General features: G+C 73.3%; 17 protein-coding genes. 11 read left to right on the top strand and 6 right to left on the bottom strand.

The features are described 5' to 3' along the window. The first annotated feature begins 13 nt into the window (after positions 1–13). The 3 genes from AB0I21_RS19320 (at position 14) to AB0I21_RS19310 (ending at position 3,591) form a co-directional block, all read left to right on the top strand. Positions 14–922, top strand: coding sequence for a sugar ABC transporter permease (locus AB0I21_RS19320; protein ID WP_360562800.1), 909 nt, complete (start codon positions 14–16; stop codon positions 920–922). Between the two features lie 155 nt (positions 923–1,077). Further along, positions 1,078–1,851 (top strand): carbohydrate ABC transporter permease, encoded by a 774-nt coding sequence (locus AB0I21_RS19315; RefSeq protein ID WP_344503240.1) that lies wholly within the window; start codon positions 1,078–1,080, stop codon positions 1,849–1,851. 84 nt (positions 1,852–1,935) lie between these two features. Then, positions 1,936–3,591 (top strand): bifunctional 3'-5' exonuclease/DNA polymerase, encoded by a 1,656-nt coding sequence (locus AB0I21_RS19310; RefSeq protein ID WP_360562852.1) that lies wholly within the window; start codon positions 1,936–1,938, stop codon positions 3,589–3,591. A 16-nt stretch (positions 3,592–3,607) separates the two neighbouring features. Here AB0I21_RS19310 and AB0I21_RS19305 read toward each other — a convergent pair whose 3' ends face one another. Continuing rightward, positions 3,608–4,111 carry an NUDIX domain-containing protein gene (locus AB0I21_RS19305; protein ID WP_360562798.1) on the bottom strand — a complete coding sequence of 168 codons (504 nt, stop codon included), beginning with the start codon at positions 4,109–4,111 and terminating at the stop codon, positions 3,608–3,610. Between AB0I21_RS19305 and AB0I21_RS19300 the strand changes: the two genes are divergently transcribed. The 4 genes from AB0I21_RS19300 to AB0I21_RS19285 all read left to right on the top strand — a co-directional run bounded on the left by AB0I21_RS19300 (position 4,110) and on the right by AB0I21_RS19285 (position 7,975). Further along, positions 4,110–4,766: a nucleotidyltransferase family protein gene (locus AB0I21_RS19300; protein ID WP_360562796.1), complete on the top strand. Its 657-nt coding sequence runs from the start codon at positions 4,110–4,112 to the stop codon at positions 4,764–4,766. The two genes, AB0I21_RS19305 and AB0I21_RS19300, sit on opposite strands and share 2 nt — an antisense overlap. Before the next feature lie 165 nt (positions 4,767–4,931). Next, a complete protein-coding gene (locus tag AB0I21_RS19295) occupies positions 4,932–5,810 on the top strand; it encodes a MoxR family ATPase (RefSeq protein ID WP_360562794.1) in 879 nt (292 codons plus the stop codon). After that, positions 5,800–6,864: a VWA domain-containing protein gene (locus tag AB0I21_RS19290; RefSeq protein ID WP_360562792.1), complete on the top strand. Its 1,065-nt coding sequence runs from the start codon at positions 5,800–5,802 to the stop codon at positions 6,862–6,864. The genes AB0I21_RS19295 and AB0I21_RS19290 overlap by 11 nt, the downstream gene beginning before the upstream one ends. Continuing rightward, complete coding sequence (locus AB0I21_RS19285; protein WP_360562790.1) at positions 6,857–7,975, top strand: XdhC/CoxI family protein; 1,119 nt, start codon at positions 6,857–6,859, stop codon at positions 7,973–7,975. The genes AB0I21_RS19290 and AB0I21_RS19285 overlap by 8 nt, the downstream gene beginning before the upstream one ends. A 3-nt stretch (positions 7,976–7,978) precedes the next feature. Here the strand turns inward: AB0I21_RS19285 and AB0I21_RS19280 are convergent, their stop codons facing one another. Further along, positions 7,979–8,260: a LysR family transcriptional regulator gene (locus tag AB0I21_RS19280; RefSeq protein WP_344502888.1), complete on the bottom strand. Its 282-nt coding sequence runs from the start codon at positions 8,258–8,260 to the stop codon at positions 7,979–7,981. Positions 8,261–8,477: 217 nt separating this feature from the next. On the opposite strand from AB0I21_RS19280, the gene AB0I21_RS19275 reads away from it, so the two are divergent. The 4 genes from AB0I21_RS19275 (at position 8,478) to AB0I21_RS19260 (ending at position 13,304) form a co-directional block, all read left to right on the top strand. Continuing rightward, complete coding sequence (locus AB0I21_RS19275; protein ID WP_344502887.1) at positions 8,478–9,017, top strand: (2Fe-2S)-binding protein; 540 nt, start codon at positions 8,478–8,480, stop codon at positions 9,015–9,017. Between the two features lie 85 nt (positions 9,018–9,102). Then, positions 9,103–11,487 carry a xanthine dehydrogenase family protein molybdopterin-binding subunit gene (locus AB0I21_RS19270; RefSeq protein ID WP_360562787.1) on the top strand — a complete coding sequence of 795 codons (2,385 nt, stop codon included), beginning with the start codon at positions 9,103–9,105 and terminating at the stop codon, positions 11,485–11,487. Then, a complete protein-coding gene (locus tag AB0I21_RS19265) occupies positions 11,484–12,335 on the top strand; it encodes a xanthine dehydrogenase family protein subunit M (protein WP_360562785.1) in 852 nt (283 codons plus the stop codon). The genes AB0I21_RS19270 and AB0I21_RS19265 overlap by 4 nt, the downstream gene beginning before the upstream one ends. A 192-nt stretch (positions 12,336–12,527) precedes the next feature. Continuing rightward, positions 12,528–13,304: an SRPBCC family protein gene (locus AB0I21_RS19260; protein WP_360562783.1), complete on the top strand. Its 777-nt coding sequence runs from the start codon at positions 12,528–12,530 to the stop codon at positions 13,302–13,304. A 201-nt stretch (positions 13,305–13,505) separates the two neighbouring features. Here AB0I21_RS19260 and AB0I21_RS19255 read toward each other — a convergent pair whose 3' ends face one another. The 4 genes from AB0I21_RS19255 to AB0I21_RS19240 are packed head-to-tail and all read right to left on the bottom strand — an operon-like array spanning position 13,506 to position 16,440. After that, complete coding sequence (locus AB0I21_RS19255; RefSeq protein WP_360562781.1) at positions 13,506–14,099, bottom strand: hypothetical protein; 594 nt, start codon at positions 14,097–14,099, stop codon at positions 13,506–13,508. Beyond that, positions 14,096–14,965, bottom strand: coding sequence for an amidohydrolase family protein (locus AB0I21_RS19250; RefSeq protein WP_344502882.1), 870 nt, complete (start codon positions 14,963–14,965; stop codon positions 14,096–14,098). Before AB0I21_RS19250 ends, AB0I21_RS19255 begins: the two co-directional genes overlap by 4 nt. Beyond that, positions 14,962–15,771, bottom strand: coding sequence for a metal-dependent hydrolase (locus AB0I21_RS19245; protein WP_360562779.1), 810 nt, complete (start codon positions 15,769–15,771; stop codon positions 14,962–14,964). The genes AB0I21_RS19250 and AB0I21_RS19245 overlap by 4 nt, the downstream gene beginning before the upstream one ends. 54 nt (positions 15,772–15,825) lie before the next feature. Then, positions 15,826–16,440, bottom strand: coding sequence for an SDR family NAD(P)-dependent oxidoreductase (locus AB0I21_RS19240; protein WP_360562777.1), 615 nt, complete (start codon positions 16,438–16,440; stop codon positions 15,826–15,828). Between the last annotated feature and the right edge of the window lie 372 nt (positions 16,441–16,812).

Genomic DNA, 16,812 nt, shown 5'->3' with positions numbered 1-16,812 from the left:
TCGGAGCCTGATCATGCGGCATGGGAGAGTCCCCTTCATCCTGGGGTTCCTGGTTGCGCCGGTAACGCTCTACACGTACTTCGTCCTGTGGCCGTACGTGCAGACGATCAATCTGTCGTTCTACCAGTGGCGCGGCTTCACCAAGAAGCGATGGGTCGGGCTGGAGAACTACGATCGGATGCTGCACGCCGACCGGTTCTGGCAGGCACTGGAGCACCACGCAGTCATTCTCGTTCTCCTGCCGCTGGCCACGATCGCATTCGCCCTGTTCTTTGCCTTCCTCCTCAACGTGGGAGGCAAAGGCAGGGGTGGCAAGACGTCGGGGGTCTGGGGGTCGGGCTTCTACCGGGTGGTGTTCTTCCTCCCCCAGGTCCTCGCCGTGCCGGTCATCGGCGTGCTCTTCGCGACCGTGTACCGGCCCAACGAGTCCGGCCTGATCAACGGTGTGTTGTTGAAGGCCGGGCTCGAGAAGCCGATCGGCTTCCTGATCGAGAAGAACCTGGCGCTGCCCGCGCTCATCGCGGTGCTCGTCTGGCAGGCGGTCGGCTTCTACGTGGTGCTCTTCTCCGCCGGTATGGCCAACATCCCGGCCGAGATCTACGAGGCCGCCGAGCTCGACGGCGCGTCCAAGGTGTCGCTGTTCTTCCGCGTCACGCTGCCGCTGCTCTGGGACACGATCCAGACCGCTTGGGTGTACCTCGGAATCCTCGCCTTCGACGCGTTCGCCATCGTGTCGGTGCTCGCCCAGGACAACGGTGGGCCCGACGGCGCGACCACCGTGCTCGGCCTGGAGATCTACAACAACATGCAGCAGAACCGCTACGGCGACGCTGCCACCTACGGTGTCGCGCTGTGCGTGCTGTCGCTGGTGTTCGCCGCGTTCACGCTGCGGCTCACCCGTCGTGAGTCCTACGAGTACTGAGAGGCCGAGACATGACCACAACCATCGGCCGCGACGCGCCGGGTCAGCGCAGCGGCGGGCACGGTGCCCGCGTGGTACCGAAGAGCGAGCGCCCGCGCAGCAAGCCCAATGTGGCCGGCGCCTTCGGCCACGTGTTCCTCGCCATCTGGGCACTGATGATCATCATCCCGCTGGCCTGGGTGTTCCTGGCGTCGTTCAAGAACACGACGGAGATCTTCAGCGCACCGTGGACCCTCCCGGACCACCTGCGCTGGGAGAACTGGAGCCGGGCCTGGAACAAGGCCCACGTCGGCCAGTACGTGCTCAACAGCGTCCTGGTCGTCACGCTCGCGACGTTCGGCACGATGCTGCTGAGCTCGATGGCCGCTTATGTACTGGCGCGCTACAGGTTCTTCGGCAACCGGATCATCTACTTCCTGTTCGTGGCCGGCATCGCGTTCCCGCCGTTCCTCGCCGTCGTGCCGCTGTTCTTCCAGGTCAAGCAGCTCGGCCTGCTCAACACGTACACCGGCCTGATCATCGTGTACATCGCGTACTCGCTGCCGTTCACGATCTTCTTCCTGACCTCGTTCTTCCGGTCGCTGCCGAACTCGGTGGCCGAGGCGGCGACGATCGACGGCGCCTCGCACACCAGGCTGTTCTTCTCGGTCATGCTGCCCATGGCCAAGCCGGGCCTGATCAGCCTCACGATCTTCAACCTCATCGGTCAGTGGGGCCAGTTCCTGCTGCCCCTGGTGCTGATGGCCGGCGCGGAGGACAAGTGGGTGCTCACCCAGGGCATCCAGGACATCTCCACCGCCGCGGGCTATGAGGCCGACTGGTCGGGTCTGTTCGCCGCCCTGACGATCTCGATCCTTCCGATGATCGCGATGTACATGGTCTTCCAGCGGCAGATCCAGGCCGGCCTCACCGCCGGCGCAGTGAAGTAACCCACCAAAGGCACGCGCACCCCCGGCGGTTTCTCGAAAACTGTCGGGGGTGTGCGATGTAATGCGGTCGTGCTCGTCGCGGTGATGCCCTCAGGTGCCGGTGGTCTGATCAGACCGCTGGCCGACGACGGCACCCCGAGCGGCTCCGAGCGCCGCGTCGACGACCTCGCCACCGCGGTCGCCGCGATCGAGGCCCGCGACCGGCCCCGCTGGCTGTGGCCGTCGACCGCCGAGCTCTATCCGCGCCTGCTCGCCGCCGGCGTCCGCGTCGAGCGCTGCCACGACCTGGAGCTCGCCGAGGCCCTCCTGCTCGGCGCCGAGGGCCACTGGGGCCAGCCCCGCTCCCTCGCCGCCGCCCACGCCCGGCTCACCGGCGCCCCCGTGCCGCCCGACCCGCCCTCCCGCGCCGCCCTGCCACCGGGCGAGGCACAGGACTCGCTCTTCGACATCGCGGCGGACTCCGAGCTGCCGCTCGATGCGGTGCTCGGTGTCTTCTCCTCCCAGCGCACCCGCGCGGCGGCGGCGCCGTCCATGGCCCCCGGCGGCGGCGCCATGCGCACCCTCGTCGCCGCCGAGTCCGCCGCCGCCCTCGTCGCCGCCGAGATGGGCGCCGCCGGCCTGCCGTGGCGCGCCGACGTGCACGACGCCCTGCTCCGCGAGCTGCTCGGCCCGCCCTCACCGATCGAGGGGGCGCCACCGGCCCGCCTCGTCGCGCTCAACGCCCGGCTCAACGAGGCCTTCGGCGCCCGGGTCCACCCCGACTCGCCCGCCGAGGTCCTGCGCGCCTTCGCCCGCCAGGGCATCACGCTGCGCAACACGCGCCGCTGGGAGCTCCAGCACGTCGACCACCCCGCCGTGCCGATCCTGCTGGAATACAAGGAGCTGTATCGGCTGTGGGTCGCGCACGGCTGGTCCTGGCTCGACCAGTGGGTCAGTGGCGGCCGGTTCCGCGCCGAGTACATCCCCGGCGGCGTCGTCTCGGGCCGCTGGGCCACCCGCGGCGGCGGCGCCCTGCAGATCCCCAAGGTCGTGCGCAAGGCCGTCATCGCCGACCCGGGCTGGACCTTCGTCGTCGCCGACGCCGGCCAGCTCGAGCCGCGCATCCTCGCCGCCGTCTCCGCCGACCACCGGCTCGCCCGGGCCGGCGCGGCCGGCGACCTCTACGCCGCGCTCGCCGCCGAGGCCTTCGACGGCGACCGCGCGAAGGCGAAGGTCGCGCTCCTCGGCGCCATGTACGGGCAGACCGGCGGCATGGCCGCACCCGCCCTCGCCGCCCTGCGCCGCTTCTACCCGACCGCCTGGGACCTCGTGGAGGAGGCCGCCCGCACCGGCGAGGCCGGCGGGCTGGTCCGCACCTGGCTCGGCCGCACCTGCCCGCCGTCGTCGGTCAGCTGGCGGGAGGGCTTCGACGAGCCCGGCCTGGAGGTCGACGCCCGCGGCGGGGCGAGGGGCCGGGCGCGCGGCAGGTTCACGCGCAACTTCGTCATCCAGGGCACCGCCGCGGAGTGGGCCCTGGTCGTGCTCGCCAGGCTCCGCACGCACCTCGCCGGCCTGGCCGCCGAGCTGGTCTTCTTCCAGCACGACGAGTTCATCGTGCACTGCCCCGCCGATGAGGCACCGGCGGTGGTGACGGCCGTCCACACCGCCGGCGACGAGGCCCGCCGCCTGCTCTTCGGCGACACCCAGGTCCGCTTCCCACTCGACGTCGCCGTCGTCGACCGCTACTCCGACGCCAAGTAGCCACAGCGGCGGCGGGTTACCAGTCGGCGGAGGCGAGGTAGCGGGCCATGGCGTCGGTGTGCGTGGGGAAGCACAGCTGCTGGGGGCCGACGCCGATCTCGAAGCCGAGGGACTCCTCGGTCGCCACGGAGGCGGGGATCGCGGACAGGGGGCGCGGGGGGAGCACGCCGAAGACGATGAGGTTGCCGCCGGGGGTGCTCTGGACGTCGAAGAGGCGGACGTCGGCGGGGTCGGCCAGCAGCGTGGTCTCCTCGCGCAGCTCGCGGACCATGCCCTCCTGCCAGGTCTCGCCGAACTCGATGAAGCCGCCCGGCAGGGCCAGCTCCCCGCGCTTCGGCTCGATGTCGCGGCGGACGAGGACCAGGCCGCGACCCTCGTCGGTCTCGACCGGCAGGAGCGTGACCGCGACGGGCAGCGGGTTTCGCCAGGTCGTCTCGCCGCAGGAGGCGCAGACGCGGGGCCACGGCGCGTTCGACGCATAGGCGACGCCGCAATACGAGCAGTGATCGTGCAGGGCCATGAGCAAGGAGCGTACCGGCGGTATTAGGCTGCACCGAGGAGCACCCAGGAGCACTGAGGAGTCCCCGCTGAGCACGATCGTCGGACTGGTTCTCGCCGCAGGTGGCGGCCGCCGGTATGGCGGACCCAAGGCTCTCGTGCGCCACGACGACGGCCGTTTGCTGGTCGAGCGCGCCGTGGCGACCCTCCGTGAGGGCGGCTGCACGCGGATCGTGGTGGTCCTGGGCGCCGAGTCGGCGCGGGTCCGCGACGAGGCGCAGCTCGGTGACGCGCGGCTGGTGGACAACCCGGCCTGGAAGAGCGGCATGGGCTCGTCGCTGCGGGTGGGGCTGGCGGCGGTCGCCGAGGCCGAGACGGAGGCCGACGCGGTCGCGGTCGCGGTGCTGCTGGTCGACACGCCCGGCATCGGGCCCGACGCGGTGGCCAGGCTGCTCGCCGCGGCCGGCGGGTCGAAGGCGCTGGTGACCGCGTCGTACCAGGGGAAACGCGGCCATCCCGTGATCCTCGGCCGGGACCACTGGGCCGGTGTGAGCACCCTCGCGACCGCCGACGTCGGCGCGCGCGCCTACCTGATCGCCCACGCCGACCAGGTCCAGGCCGTGCCGTGCGAGGACATCGCCGACGACACCGACCTCGACGTCCCGCCGGAGCAGTAGCCGCCGGACGAGCCGGGCGGCGGCCGGGAGCGGCAGGCAATGCCCGTACACCTGCCGCAACCGGAGCCGGAGCGGCGGGCGCTGCCCGTACACCTGCCGCAACCGGAACCGGAGCGACCTGGTGCGGCAGTAGCCGCCGGGAGAATCCACGCGCATAGTGGAGCGGTGCCGGACTTCGAGTCTCCGGCCGCGCTGGCGGCCGGCCTGGCCGACGCGGGCTACCTCGCCGACGAGGGCCTCGCGATGGCGGGCTTCCTCGCGCTGCGCCTGCACCGGCCGATCTTCCTGGAGGGCGACGCCGGCGTCGGCAAGACCGCGTTCGCGGCGGCGCTCGCCGAGACCGCGGGTGTCGAGCTGATCCGCCTGCAGTGCTACGAGGGCCTGGACGCCTCGCACGCGCTGTACGACTGGGACTTCGCCCGCCAGGTCCTGCACCTGCGGGCGCTGGAAAGCACGGGGACGGCGGCGCGCGGCGCACTGTCGGTGGAGGAGCTCGAGGCGGACCTGTACCACCGCCGGTTCCTGCTCGCCCGGCCGCTGCTGCGGGCGATCGAGCGGGCACCGTGCGTGCTGCTCGTCGACGAGGTCGACCGGGCCGACGACGAGTTCGAGGCGTACCTGCTCGAGGTGCTCGCCGACGCCGCCGTGACCGTGCCGGAGCTCGGCACGATCACCGCCGAGGTGCCGCCGGTCGTGGTCGTCACCAGCAACCGGACCCGCGAGGTGCACGACGCGTTGAAGCGCCGCTGCCTGTACCACTGGGTCGGCCACCCCACGCCGGAGCGGGAGACCGCGATCCTGCGGCGGCGCCTGCCGGGCCTCGACGAGCGGCTCGCCGCGCAGGTCGCCGCAGCCACCGCCCACCTGCGGACCCTCGACCTGGTCAAGCCGCCGGGCGTCGCCGAGGCGATCGACTGGGCCGCTGCGCTGCGCGCCCTCGCAGCGGACACGCTGACCGCCGGGCTCGCCGACGCCACCCTCGGCGTGGTGCTCAAGGTCCGCGAGGACATCGAGCTGGCAGCGGGGACCGTCGGTGCTCGTTGAGGTGGCGGCGAAGCTGCGGGCGGCGGGGCTGCCGGTGACGCCCGACCGCCTCGCCGCCTTCGGCGAGGCCCTCGACGCCGCCGGGGTCGCCCACGCGTACTGGGCCGGCCGGCTCACCCTGTGCGGGTCGCCCGACGACATCGCCCGCTACGACGCGGCGTTGCTGACCGGGGCGTCGCCGGCGCGTGGCCCGTCGTGGCAGGTGCGGCGGCTGCCGGAGCGGTCCCTGTTCCGGGCCACGATGCCGCCGTCGGCGCAGGCCGGCGGGCAGGACCCGGTGCTGTCCGTGCGGGCCGCCGACACCGAGGTGCTGCGCCACCGCGACCTCGCCACCCTGTCGCCCGCCGAACGCGCCGAGGCCCTCGCGCTGCTCGCCCAGGTGGCGCTCGCCGACATCACCCGCGCCGGGCGGCGGCACCGGCCGGCGGGCCACGGGCGCGTCGACCGCCGCCGCAGCGTCCGGGCGATGCTGCGGGCCGGCGGCGAGCCGAGGCCGCTGCTGCACCAGCGGCGGGCGCCGCGACCCCGCCGGCTCGTGCTGCTGATCGACGTGTCGGGGTCGATGTCGCCGTACGCGGACGCCCTCCTACGCCTCGCGCACGCCTTCACCCGGCACCGTCCACGGTGGACGGAGACGTACACGCTCGGCACCCGGCTCACCCGCCTCAGCCCGGCGCTGCGGACCCGGGACCCGGAGGTGGCACTGCGAGAGGCCGGGCGGCTCATCCCCGACTGGCGCGGCGGGACCCGGCTCGCCGACGGGGTCGCCGCGTTCGTCCGGGGCGACGGCCACCGGGGTGCCGCCCGCCGCGCCGCGGTCGTCGTCTTCAGCGACGGGTGGGAGTCCGCGGAGCCGGCCCGGCTCGGCGCCGCCGTCGCCCACCTGCGCCGCCTCGCCGCCCGGACCGTCTGGGTGAGCCCGCACGCGGGGCGTCCCGGCTTCGCCCCGACCGCCGGCGGCCTCGCCGCGGTGCTCCCGCATGTCGACGCGCTCGTGGCGGGGCATACGGTGGCGGCGCTACACGCCGTCCTTGAGGAGGTCCGCCGTGCGTGAGGTTCTCAGCGAGCTGCTCGGCTGGTGGGAGTCCGGCCGTACCGTCGGCATGGCCACCGTCGTGCGCACCTGGCGCAGCTCACCGCGCCCCGCCGGCGCCACGATGCTCGTCGGCCCCGAGGGCGACGCGGTCGGCAGCGTCTCCGGCGGCTGCGTGGAGGGTGCCGTCTACGAGCTGTCCCGCGAGGTCGTCGACTCCGGTTCGCCGGTCGTGCAGCGGTACGGTGTGAGCGACGACGACGCGTTCGCCGTGGGCCTGACCTGCGGCGGGATCATCGAGCTGCTGGTCGAGCCGGTGTCGCGGGACACGTTCCCCGAGCTGGACCGGGTCGCCGCGGCGATCACCGCCCGCGAGCCGGTCGCCGTCGTGTCGGTGGTGGAGGGCCCCGACGACCGCGTCGGACGGCGGCTCGTGGTCTGGCCCGCGTCCACGTCCGGGTCGTTGGGGTCCGAACGGCTCGACGCGGCCGCCGCCGACGACGCCAGGGGGCTGCTGGCCGCCGGGCGGACCGACACGCTGCACTACGGCCTGGACGGCGAGCGGCGCGGCGAGGGGCTCACGCTGTTCGTCGCCTCCTACGCGCCGCCCGCCCGGATGATCGTCTTCGGTGCGATCGACTTCGCGGCGTCGGTGGCCCGCATCGGGGACTTCCTCGGCTACCACGTCACGGTCTGCGACGCGCGGCCCGTGTTCGCCACGTCGAAGCGGTTCCCCGGCGCCGACGAGGTCGTCGTCGACTGGCCGCACCGGTACCTGCGGGCGGAGCTGGACGCCGGCCGCGTCGACCCGCGCACCGTGGTGTGCGTGCTGACCCACGACCCGAAGTTCGACGTGCCGGTGCTGCAGGTGGCGCTGCGTGAGGACCTCGCCTACGTGGGTGCGATGGGATCCCGCCGTACGCACGACGACCGGCTCGCCCGGCTCAGAGAGGCGGGGATGACGGAGGAGGAGCTGGGCCGGCTGTCCTCGCCGATCGGCCTGGACCTCGGCGCCCGCACCCCGGAGGAGACCGCCGTCAGCATCGCCGCGGAGATCATCGCGGGGCGCTGGGGCGGCGGCGGCGCGCGGCTGACGACGACCGCCGGCCGCATCCACCACGAGGTGTCGTAGGCGCTAACCGTCCGGTGGCTGGCAGCCGGGCTGGTCGCGGCCGCGGCGCAGGTTGTTGAGCAGCTGCTGCCCGTCCGGTGACAGCGCCACCCGGCGGCTCGTCCGCGCGAACAGCCGCGCACCGACCCGCAGCTCGAGCGACCTGATCGCCTGGCTGATCCGCGCCGTCGACACGTGCAGGCGCATGCCGGCGCGGCCGAAGTGCAGCTCCTCCGCAAGGGTGAGGAACGCCTCCAGCTCGTGCCGCGCTGCACCGTGGTGGTCGATCCGTCGATCCTCACCCATATCGCCGTCGATCGACACTCGGGCGGGAGTCAGGAAGCCGACACTTCGCCGCCGCCGTCCGTGACGGTCTCGTCGCCGGTCTGGCGGAGCTGATCGAAGTCAAGACCCGCGGAGGGTTGCGTTGATCACTGCTTGTGCGATCTGCTGATCAGGCAGTGGCCCGGGTGCGTCCGCCGCGCGACGGGCCGTTTCGGCACGTCCCCGCGGGAGGTCAAGCGTGTCCTCTTCCCATCGCGTCCGGGTGAGCGTCGACGTCGACGGCAGTCGCTACGTCGACGATGTCGAGCCCCGGACTCTCCTGGTTCATCACCTGCGAGAACGTCTCGGCAAAATCGGCACGGTCGTCGGCTGCGACACCAGCAACTGCGGTTCGTGCACGGTCCTGATGGGCGACCCCGACGGCGTCCAGCACTCCGTCAAGAGCTGCTCCGTGCTCGCCGTCCAGGCCGACGGCGCCGCCGTCACCACCATCGAAGGCCTCGCCGGCCCGGGCGGGGCGCTGCACGCCGTGCAGCAGGCGTTTCACGAGCTGCACGCCCTGCAGTGCGGCTTCTGCACCCCCGGCATGATCCTGTCCGCCGTCGACCTGCTCCGCGACAACCCGGCGCCGACCGAGGAGCAGATCCGCGAGGGCCTGTCCGGCAACCTGTGCCGCTGCACCGGCTACCAGAACATCGTCCGTGCGGTGCAGTCCGCCGCAACGGCCTTGCAGGCGGCCGGCGAGGACGTCCCACTCAAGGATGAGGTGACGGCATGACCGGCCAGGAGCGCAGCGGAGGGCTGGTCATCATGGGCGCGGGGTTCGGGTCATGCCGGCGCCGGAGCGCGGCGGAGGTGACGGCATGACCGCCGTGGCCGAGCCGTCGGCGAGCGCGGGGGAGGTCGGCGCGGCGCGCCGGCGCAAGGAGGACGCGCGGCTCATCACCGGCCGGACCCGCTGGACCGACAACATCGCGCTGCCCGGGATGCTGCACCTGGCGATCCTGCGCAGCCCGCACGCCAGCGCCCGCATCACCGCCGTCGACGTCGGTCCCGCCCTGCGGATCCCGGGCGTCGTCGACGCGTTCAGCGGGGCCGACGTCGCCGGGATCCAGGGCAGCCTGCCGTGCGCCTGGCCGGTCACGGAGGACATCGTGCACCCGGTCCGGCCGCCGCTCGCCGACGGCTTCGTGCGCCACCACGGCGAGGCGGTCGCCGTCGTCGTCGCCCGTGACCGCGACACCGCCGCCGACGCGCTCGAGGCGATCGAGGTCGAGTACGAGCCGCTGCCGCCGGTCCTGGACCTGGAGGCCGCGGCGCGCGACGAGGGGCTCGTCCACCCCGACAAGGGCACGAACCGTTCGTACACCTGGATCTTCGACTCCGCGCAGGCCGGCACCGGCACCGACGTCGCCGCCGAGGCCGCCACCGCCGAGGTGACGCTGCGCCGCCGGTACGTCCAGCAGCGGCTCATCCCCGCGTTCATGGAGCCCCGCAGCGTCGTCGTCGACCCAGGGATGGGGGAGTACACCATCTGGTCGGCGACCCAGATCCCGCACATCCTGCGGGTGTTCTACGCGCTGCTCACCGGCGTGCCCGAGCACAAGATCCGGGTCATCGCCCCCGACGTCGGCGGCGGCTTCGGCGGCAAGCTGCAGGTCACCCCGGAGGAGATGATCGCGTTCTTCGCCGCACAGCGCGTGCAGAAGCCGGTCAAGTACACCGAGACCCGGGGCGAGTCGATGCTGTCGGCGCACCACGGGCGCGACCAGATCCAGGACATCACGCTCACCGCCCGCCGCGACGGCACCCTGACCGGCATCGACGTGAAGCTCATCGCCAACATGGGCGCCTACCTGGGGCTGGTCGGGCCGGGTGTGCCGATCCTCGGCGCGTTCATGTTCAACTCGATCTACAAGGTGCCCGCGTACCGCTTCGAGTGCGTCGGCGTCTTCACCAACACGACCATCACCGACGCCTACCGCGGCGCGGGCCGGCCCGAGGCGACGTACGCCATCGAACGGGCCATGGACGACCTCGCCGACGAGCTCGGCATGGACCCCGTCGACCTGCGCCGCCGCAACTGGATCAAGGCGGACGAGTTCCCGTTCACCACGGTCGCCGGCCTCGTGTACGACTCCGGCGACTACGACGCCGCGACGGACAAGGCCCTCGACCTGTTCGACTACGCCGGCCTGCGCGCGGAGCAGCGGCGCCGCCGGGACAGCGGCGACCCCGTGCAGCTCGGGATCGGCGTGTCCACCTACACGGAGATGTGCGGCCTCGCGCCCTCCCGCATCCTGGGCGCGCTGCGGTACGCCGCCGGCGGCTGGGAGACGGCGTCGGTGCGGGTCCTGCCGACGGGCAAGGTCGAGGTGGTCACCGGCACCAGCCCGCACGGGCAGGGGCACGTGACCGCGTGGAGCCAGATCGTCGCCGACGAGCTCGGGGTCGCGTTCGAGGACGTCGAGGTCCTGCACGGCGACACCCGCACGTCGCACAAGGGTCTGGACACGTACGGGTCCCGCTCCCTCGCCGTCGGCGGGGTCGCGCTGGTCGAGGCGTGCCGGAAGGTGCGCGACAAGGCCCGCGTCGTCGCCGCGCACATGCTGGAGTGCAGCCCCGACGACATCGAGTTCACCGGCGGCGCCTTCCGTGTCCGCGGTACACCCGACGCCGCCAAGACGATCGCGGACACGGCGTTCGCGGTGTTCGCGGCGCACGACCTGCCCGACGGGGTCGAGGCGACCCTCGACGCGGACGCGACCTTCGACCCGCAGACGTTCTCGTTCCCGCACGGCACCCACCTGTGCGCGACGCTCGTCGACACCCAGACCGGGCGGGTCGGCATCCACCGGTACGTGGCGGTCGACGACGTGGGCAAGGTCGTCAACCCGCTCATCGTCGAGGGCCAGGTGCACGGCGGCGTCGCGCAGGGCATCGCACAGGCGTTGCACGAGCAGGCGGTGTACGACGAGTCCGGCACCCTGCTGACCGGGTCGTTCGTCGAGTACACGATCCCCAGCGCGGCCGACCTGCCGCACCTCGTCACCGACCGCACGGAGACGCCGGCGACCTCCAACCCGCTCGGCGTCAAGGGTGTCGGCGAGGCCGGCGCCATCGCGTCCACCCCGGCCGTCGTCAACGCCATCGTCGACGCGTTGCGCCCGTACGGCGTGGACGACATCGCCATGCCCTGCACGCCCGAACGGGTGTGGCGGGCGATCAAGCGCGGAGGTGCGGCGTGATCCCCGTCGCGTTCGACTACCTGAAACCGTCCACAGTGGAAGAAGCGGTGACGGCGCTCGGCTCGTCCGACGACGCCAAGGTGCTCGCCGGCGGGCAGTCGCTGCTGCCGGTGCTGCGGCTGCGCCTCGCCGCGCCCGCGCTGCTGGTCGACCTGGCCGGCGTGCCCGGGCTCAGCGGGGTCCGGCTCGACGGCGACACGCTCGTCGTCGGCGCCATGACCACGCACGCCGAGGTGGCGTCGTCGCCGCTGGTCCAGCGGCACGCGCCGCTGCTCGCGGCCGCGGCGGCGACCGTGGGCGACCGGCAGGTGCGGCACCGCGGGACGATCGGCGGGTCCCTCGCGCACGCCGACCCCGCCGCCGACCTGCCCGCCGTCGCGGCCGCCCTCGACGCCACGTACGTCGTCCAGGGCCCCGCCGGGCGGCGGTCCGTCAGCGCCGCCGACTTCGCGGTGGACCTGTTCACCACGGCGCTCGCCCCCGACGAGGTCCTCGTCGAGGTGCGGCTGGCGGGCGCGGACGGCTGGTCGGCGCACTACGAGAAGTTCCACCGCACGGCGCAGGCATGGGCGATCGTCGGCGTGGCGGTCGCGGTGTCCCGCTCCGACGGCGCCATCGCCGGGGCGCGGGTCGCGCTGACCAACATGGGGCCGGTGCCGCACCGCGCCGTCGAGGTCGAGGCGGCGCTGACCGGCGCGCCGACGACGGCCGAGGCGGTGGCGGCGGCCTGCGTCTCCGCCTCCTCCGGCACGTCACCGGTCGACGACCTCACCGCCTCCGCGGACTACCGGCGCGACCTGGCGCGGGTGCTGACCACGCGGGCGGTGTGCCGGGCGCTGGGCGTCTGAGACGCCCGTCAGGGGGCCGTCCGGTTCCGGGCGGCCCTCATCCCCGCGGCGCGCCGGACCCGGTCGGGGAACCTGGCGGGGAACCTGTCGCGTGGCCGTGCTGCGCGGCGCGCGCCGACGGGACTATGGTCGGAAGCGCGGTCCGGATCACCGGGCGGGCCGTTGCCGCCGAGCGCTGGGGGTCTGACGACCGTGCTGCTGGAACACAGTTTCACCGTGCCCGTCCCGGCGTCGCAGGCGTGGGACGTGCTGCTGGACATCGAGCGGATCGCGCCCTGCATGCCGGGCGCCGCGCTGACCTCCTTCGAGGGCGACGACTTCGCCGGGACCGTCAAGGTCAAGCTGGGCCCGGTGAGCCTCACGTTCAAGGGCAAGGGCCGGTTCGTCGAGCGGGACGAGGCCGCGCACCGGGTGGTGCTCACCGCGTCCGGCGCTGACAGCCGGGGCGGCGGCACCGCGTCGGCGAGGGTGACGGCGCAGCTGCACGAGGCCGGCGACGGCGGCACGAGGGTCGAGGTCGCCACGGACCTCGACATCACCGGCAAGGCCGCCCAGTTTGGCCGCGGCCTCATCGGCGACGTGAGCGCGAAGCTGATCGGCCAGTTCGCCGACTGTCTGGCCGGCAAGCTCGCCGCGGGCGGGGCCGCCGCGCCGGCCACGGCCGCGGGGCCGGCTTCAGCGGCCGCCTTGGACTCGGGTTCAGGCCCGGCCGCGGTGCCGGAGCCGGCTGCGGTGCCGGAGCCGGCCGCGGTGTCGGACTCGGTCACGGTTGAGGGGGCGCGGTCAGCGCCCACGGCGTTGTCGGAGGCCTCCGTGTCGGTGCAGCCCGACGACGAGGTGGAGCCGATCGACCTGCTCGCCGTCAGCGGAGTCGGCGCGGTCGTGCGCCGTGCCGTCCCGTACGTCGTGACCGCCGCCGCCAGCTTCGCCGTCGTGTTCGGCATCATCTGGTGGATCAAACGCCGCTGACCGCCCGCCGCAACGCCGTCCCGGGCAACGCACCTTCGCCGCCCGGGCCGCGCACCTTCGCGGTTCGGCAAGGCGCGCGGGCCCTCGGCCTGCCCGACGATCCCCGATCCCTGGCCGCGCACGGCAACGTCGCCCGCCCTGCTTGCGTCGTGCCGCCCTGCCCGCGACGCTCCGCGGGCAGGGCGGGCGCCCGGCCTCGTCTCAGCCGGCAGCGGCGGCGCGGCCCTCCGCGAAGAACCCGGCCACCGCGGTCGCGTCGCCGAGGGCGCTCAAGGGTCGTGCGGCACCGAACGACACGTTCCAGAAGGCGCCCTCGCGCGGCGTCCACGGGCCGACGTACGCGTACGGCTCGGGGATCGCCGAGTCGCCCGTGGACACCCCGTAGTTCACCTCGTCGAGCGAGATGCCGACGTCGAAGTGCTCCGGCCACAGCACCGGCGTGGCGTCCGGCGCGAACAGGCGCAGCGCCGCGTCGCCGACCGCCAGGGCGCCCAGGGCGGTGCTCGCGCCGGTGGTCACGACCGGGTCGCCGGGCCGGGCGCCGGAGCCGTCCTTGTAGACGCCCTCGGCGGCGCCGACGTCCAGCCCAGCGGCCGCCGCCAGCTGGGCGAACGTCTGCCCCTCGTACGGGATGCGGCGCCCGTCGACGACGAGCGCGTCGGCCTCGGCCTGCACGTCGGGTGCGGCGACGGTGGCGAAACCGGCCGGCGTGACCCTGAGCCGGATGGTGCCGCTGCGCCGGTACTGCGGGCCGGCGAGCACCAGCTCCGCCAGGCCGTGGAAGGAGTTCGTCACCGTTCCATCATGCCCGCCGCGTTGCCCCAGCAGACCGCCCGCAGCCAGTCGTCGCCGAACCCCAGGCGCCGCAACGAGTCCAGCTGGTGCGCATAAGGGTGCGGGATGTTCGGGTAGTCGCTGCCGAGCAGCACGCGACCCGCGAGACCGAGCTCCTCCACCCTGGGGAGGAGCTCCGGCGGGAAACCCGGGAAGAACGTTGTGAAGACCATCGTCGTGTCGAGCATGACGTTGGCGTACCGGTCGGCGAGGTCGAGGAAGCCCTCGTACTCGGGCGCGCCGAAGTGGGCGATGACCGCGACGAGCGACGGGTGGCGGCGCAGCACCTCGCCGAACGGGCCCGGTCCGGTGTACCCGTTGGCGACGGGACCGGAACCGGCGTGCACGACCACCGGCGTACCGGTCTCGGCGAGCCGGCCCCAGACCGGCTCCAGCAGCGGGTCGTTCGGGTCGTAACCACCGACCTGCAGGTGCACCTTGAAGATCCTGGCGCCGCCGTCGAGCGCCGCGTCGACGATCCCGGGCACGCCGGGCTCCGGGTAGAACGTCGCGCTCGGCACGCACCCCGGCGTCCGGGCGGCGAAGCCGAGCGTCCACGCGTTGAGGTCGGCGGCCATGTCGGGACGGTGCGCGTACGCCAGGGCCGTGAAGTGCCGCACCCCCATCTCGCGGAGGTGGTCCGCCCGTTCGGCGTCGCTTCCGCGGTACCGGATGGGCCATGGCCGCCCGACGAGCGGACCCCCGGCGTCGAAGTGGGCCCAGACCTTGCGCATCATGCGCTCGGGCAGGAAGTGCGTGTGCACGTCGAACAGGCCGGGCAGGCCCAGCGCCTGCCAGAACGCGGGGACCTCGTCGTCATCGTTCACACGGATATGTTGAACCGTTCGAGCAGGACCGGCGCGACCAGCAGGGAACCGGCGAAGATCGCGACCGTGGTGAAGACGATGCGCAGCACGACCGTCTCGGTCTTGTCACCCGCGGTCAGCGCCACCGAGTGCGGCAGGCCGATGTTGCGCCACAGCCGCCGGCCGGTCGGGATCGGCCAGAAGATTGGGGAGCCGTGCCGGGTGATCATGTCGCCGGCCAGATGGATGAGCCCGCCGACGCCGACCGCCATGCCGAGCAGCGGGTAGCCGCGGTCGCCGGGGAGCCGCTCGTAGACGAGGTACGCGGCCCCCGCGGCGGCGAGGGTCACGATGAGCCAGCCGGCGCGCTCCGCCCACCGCTCGAACAGCCCGCGCAGCGCCATCGCGAACGCGAAGAACAGCACGCCCATGACGGCCCACTTGCCGAACGCGTTGCACAGCGCCAGGGTGCCGTACCCGACACCGACGTTGAACACGATGGTGTGCGTCAGGGTCCGGTGCCCGTTGCGGCGGCGCGGGTCGCGCTTGAGGCGGGTCAGCATGTAGACGCCCAGCGAGAACTTCTCGACCACCTCGGCCAGGAACAGCGTCAGCACCCCGAACGTGTGCGCCACCGTCGCACCGCCCTGCCGGGTGGTGACCCGCCCCGACAGGTCGAGGTCAGGCAGCAGCGCGCCCCCGGCGCAGATCGCAGTGCCGACCGCCAGCTGGAGCGGCGTCTGGTGGAAGTCGGCGAGCTGGTCCAGCGCCAGGGAGCCGGCCAGCCACACGGCCGCCCCGGACAGCGCATGCGAAGAGCCCATCATGATCCGGACTATCCCATGTGGACCCGAATTCGTACATAGGAGCTACAGCCGCGTTCACCTGCCGGCCACGTCGAAGGTGGTCGCCGTCATCGTCGGCGGCGCGTCCGAGGCCAGGTAGACCGCGGCGAAGGCCACATCCTCCACCCGCTCCGCCTGTGGTGTCCAAGACACGACATTCGCCCGCACCCCCGACGCCGCGACCTCCCGCGCCACGTGCTGCGTGAGCGCCGTCACCCCACCGCCGACCGCGCTCGTCGCCGCATCCGTGCCGAACGGCGCGACCGTCACCACCGTCCCCGTCCGCGCCTCCGCCATCCGCGGCACGAACGCCTGCAACGCCTCGAACGTCGCCGTCAGTCCACTGTCGACACTCGCGCGGAAGCCGCCGCCACCCGTACACGGGACGACGAACAGCAGGTCGGGAACCCCGACCTCGGTGAGCACCCCCGCGTGCACCGACGCCGTGTCAACCCCGGTCGACACGATCCCGACGGCGTCCGCACCCACCCACCGCAGCTCGTCGACCAGGTCCTGCAGCTGGGCCTCGTCGTCGCCGATGACGGCGATGCGGGCCCCACGGGCGGCGAGCAGCCGGCACACCGCGGCCCCGACCCCGTCAGCACCGCCGAGCACCACCGCGACCCTGCCCTTGAGCTCGGTTCGGTACATGCCACATCCAGCCTCTCGTCGTCTCGTCGTGCCGTTCCCGCAGGGCGCCTCACGGGTTGCCCCAGCTTCTCTGCCGTCGTGCCGCGGCCGGCGAGGCCGTCGCGTTCCCCCGGTGCCGACCGCTGCTGTCGTCTCCGCTCCTGTACTGCCGCTGCCGGCCGTCGCGGTTGCCTCAGCTCTTGCACTGCCGGCCCCGCGCACCGCCGCTTCGCTGCTCCCCGTTCGCTGCTTCCTGCTTCGCTGCTCCCCGCTTGGCTGCTCCCCGGGCGGACGCCGCGTCGGTCGCGGCTCTTCGGCTTGACGGCGCCGTTTCGCTGCTCCTCGCTTTGTGGCTCTCCGGCCGGACGCCGCGTCGGTCGCGGCTCTTCGGCT

The organism is Dactylosporangium sp. NPDC050588, assembly GCF_040654975.1.
Lineage (GTDB): Bacteria > Actinomycetota > Actinomycetes > Mycobacteriales > Micromonosporaceae > Dactylosporangium > Dactylosporangium maewongense.
The sequence above is the reverse complement of the archived record's forward strand: the minus strand, read 5'-3'. Positions and strand labels throughout refer to the sequence as shown.

Bases quoted from the DNA above. Each gene is read 5' to 3' on its own strand.
- AB0I21_RS19320 (WP_360562800.1), top strand. From the start codon at position 14: ATGCGGCATGGGAGAGTCCCCTTCATCCTGGGGTTCCTGGTTGCGCCG.
- AB0I21_RS19315 (WP_344503240.1), top strand. From the start codon at position 1,078: ATGATCATCATCCCGCTGGCCTGGGTGTTCCTGGCGTCGTTCAAGAAC.
- AB0I21_RS19310 (WP_360562852.1), top strand. From the start codon at position 1,936: ATGCCCTCAGGTGCCGGTGGTCTGATCAGACCGCTGGCCGACGACGGC.
- AB0I21_RS19300 (WP_360562796.1), top strand. From the start codon at position 4,110: ATGAGCAAGGAGCGTACCGGCGGTATTAGGCTGCACCGAGGAGCACCC.
- AB0I21_RS19305 (WP_360562798.1), bottom strand. From the start codon at position 4,111: ATGGCCCTGCACGATCACTGCTCGTATTGCGGCGTCGCCTATGCGTCG.
- AB0I21_RS19280 (WP_344502888.1), bottom strand. From the start codon at position 8,260: ATGGGTGAGGATCGACGGATCGACCACCACGGTGCAGCGCGGCACGAG.
- AB0I21_RS19270 (WP_360562787.1), top strand. From the start codon at position 9,103: ATGACCGCCGTGGCCGAGCCGTCGGCGAGCGCGGGGGAGGTCGGCGCG.
- AB0I21_RS19245 (WP_360562779.1), bottom strand. From the start codon at position 15,771: ATGATGGGCTCTTCGCATGCGCTGTCCGGGGCGGCCGTGTGGCTGGCC.
- AB0I21_RS19240 (WP_360562777.1), bottom strand. From the start codon at position 16,440: ATGTACCGAACCGAGCTCAAGGGCAGGGTCGCGGTGGTGCTCGGCGGT.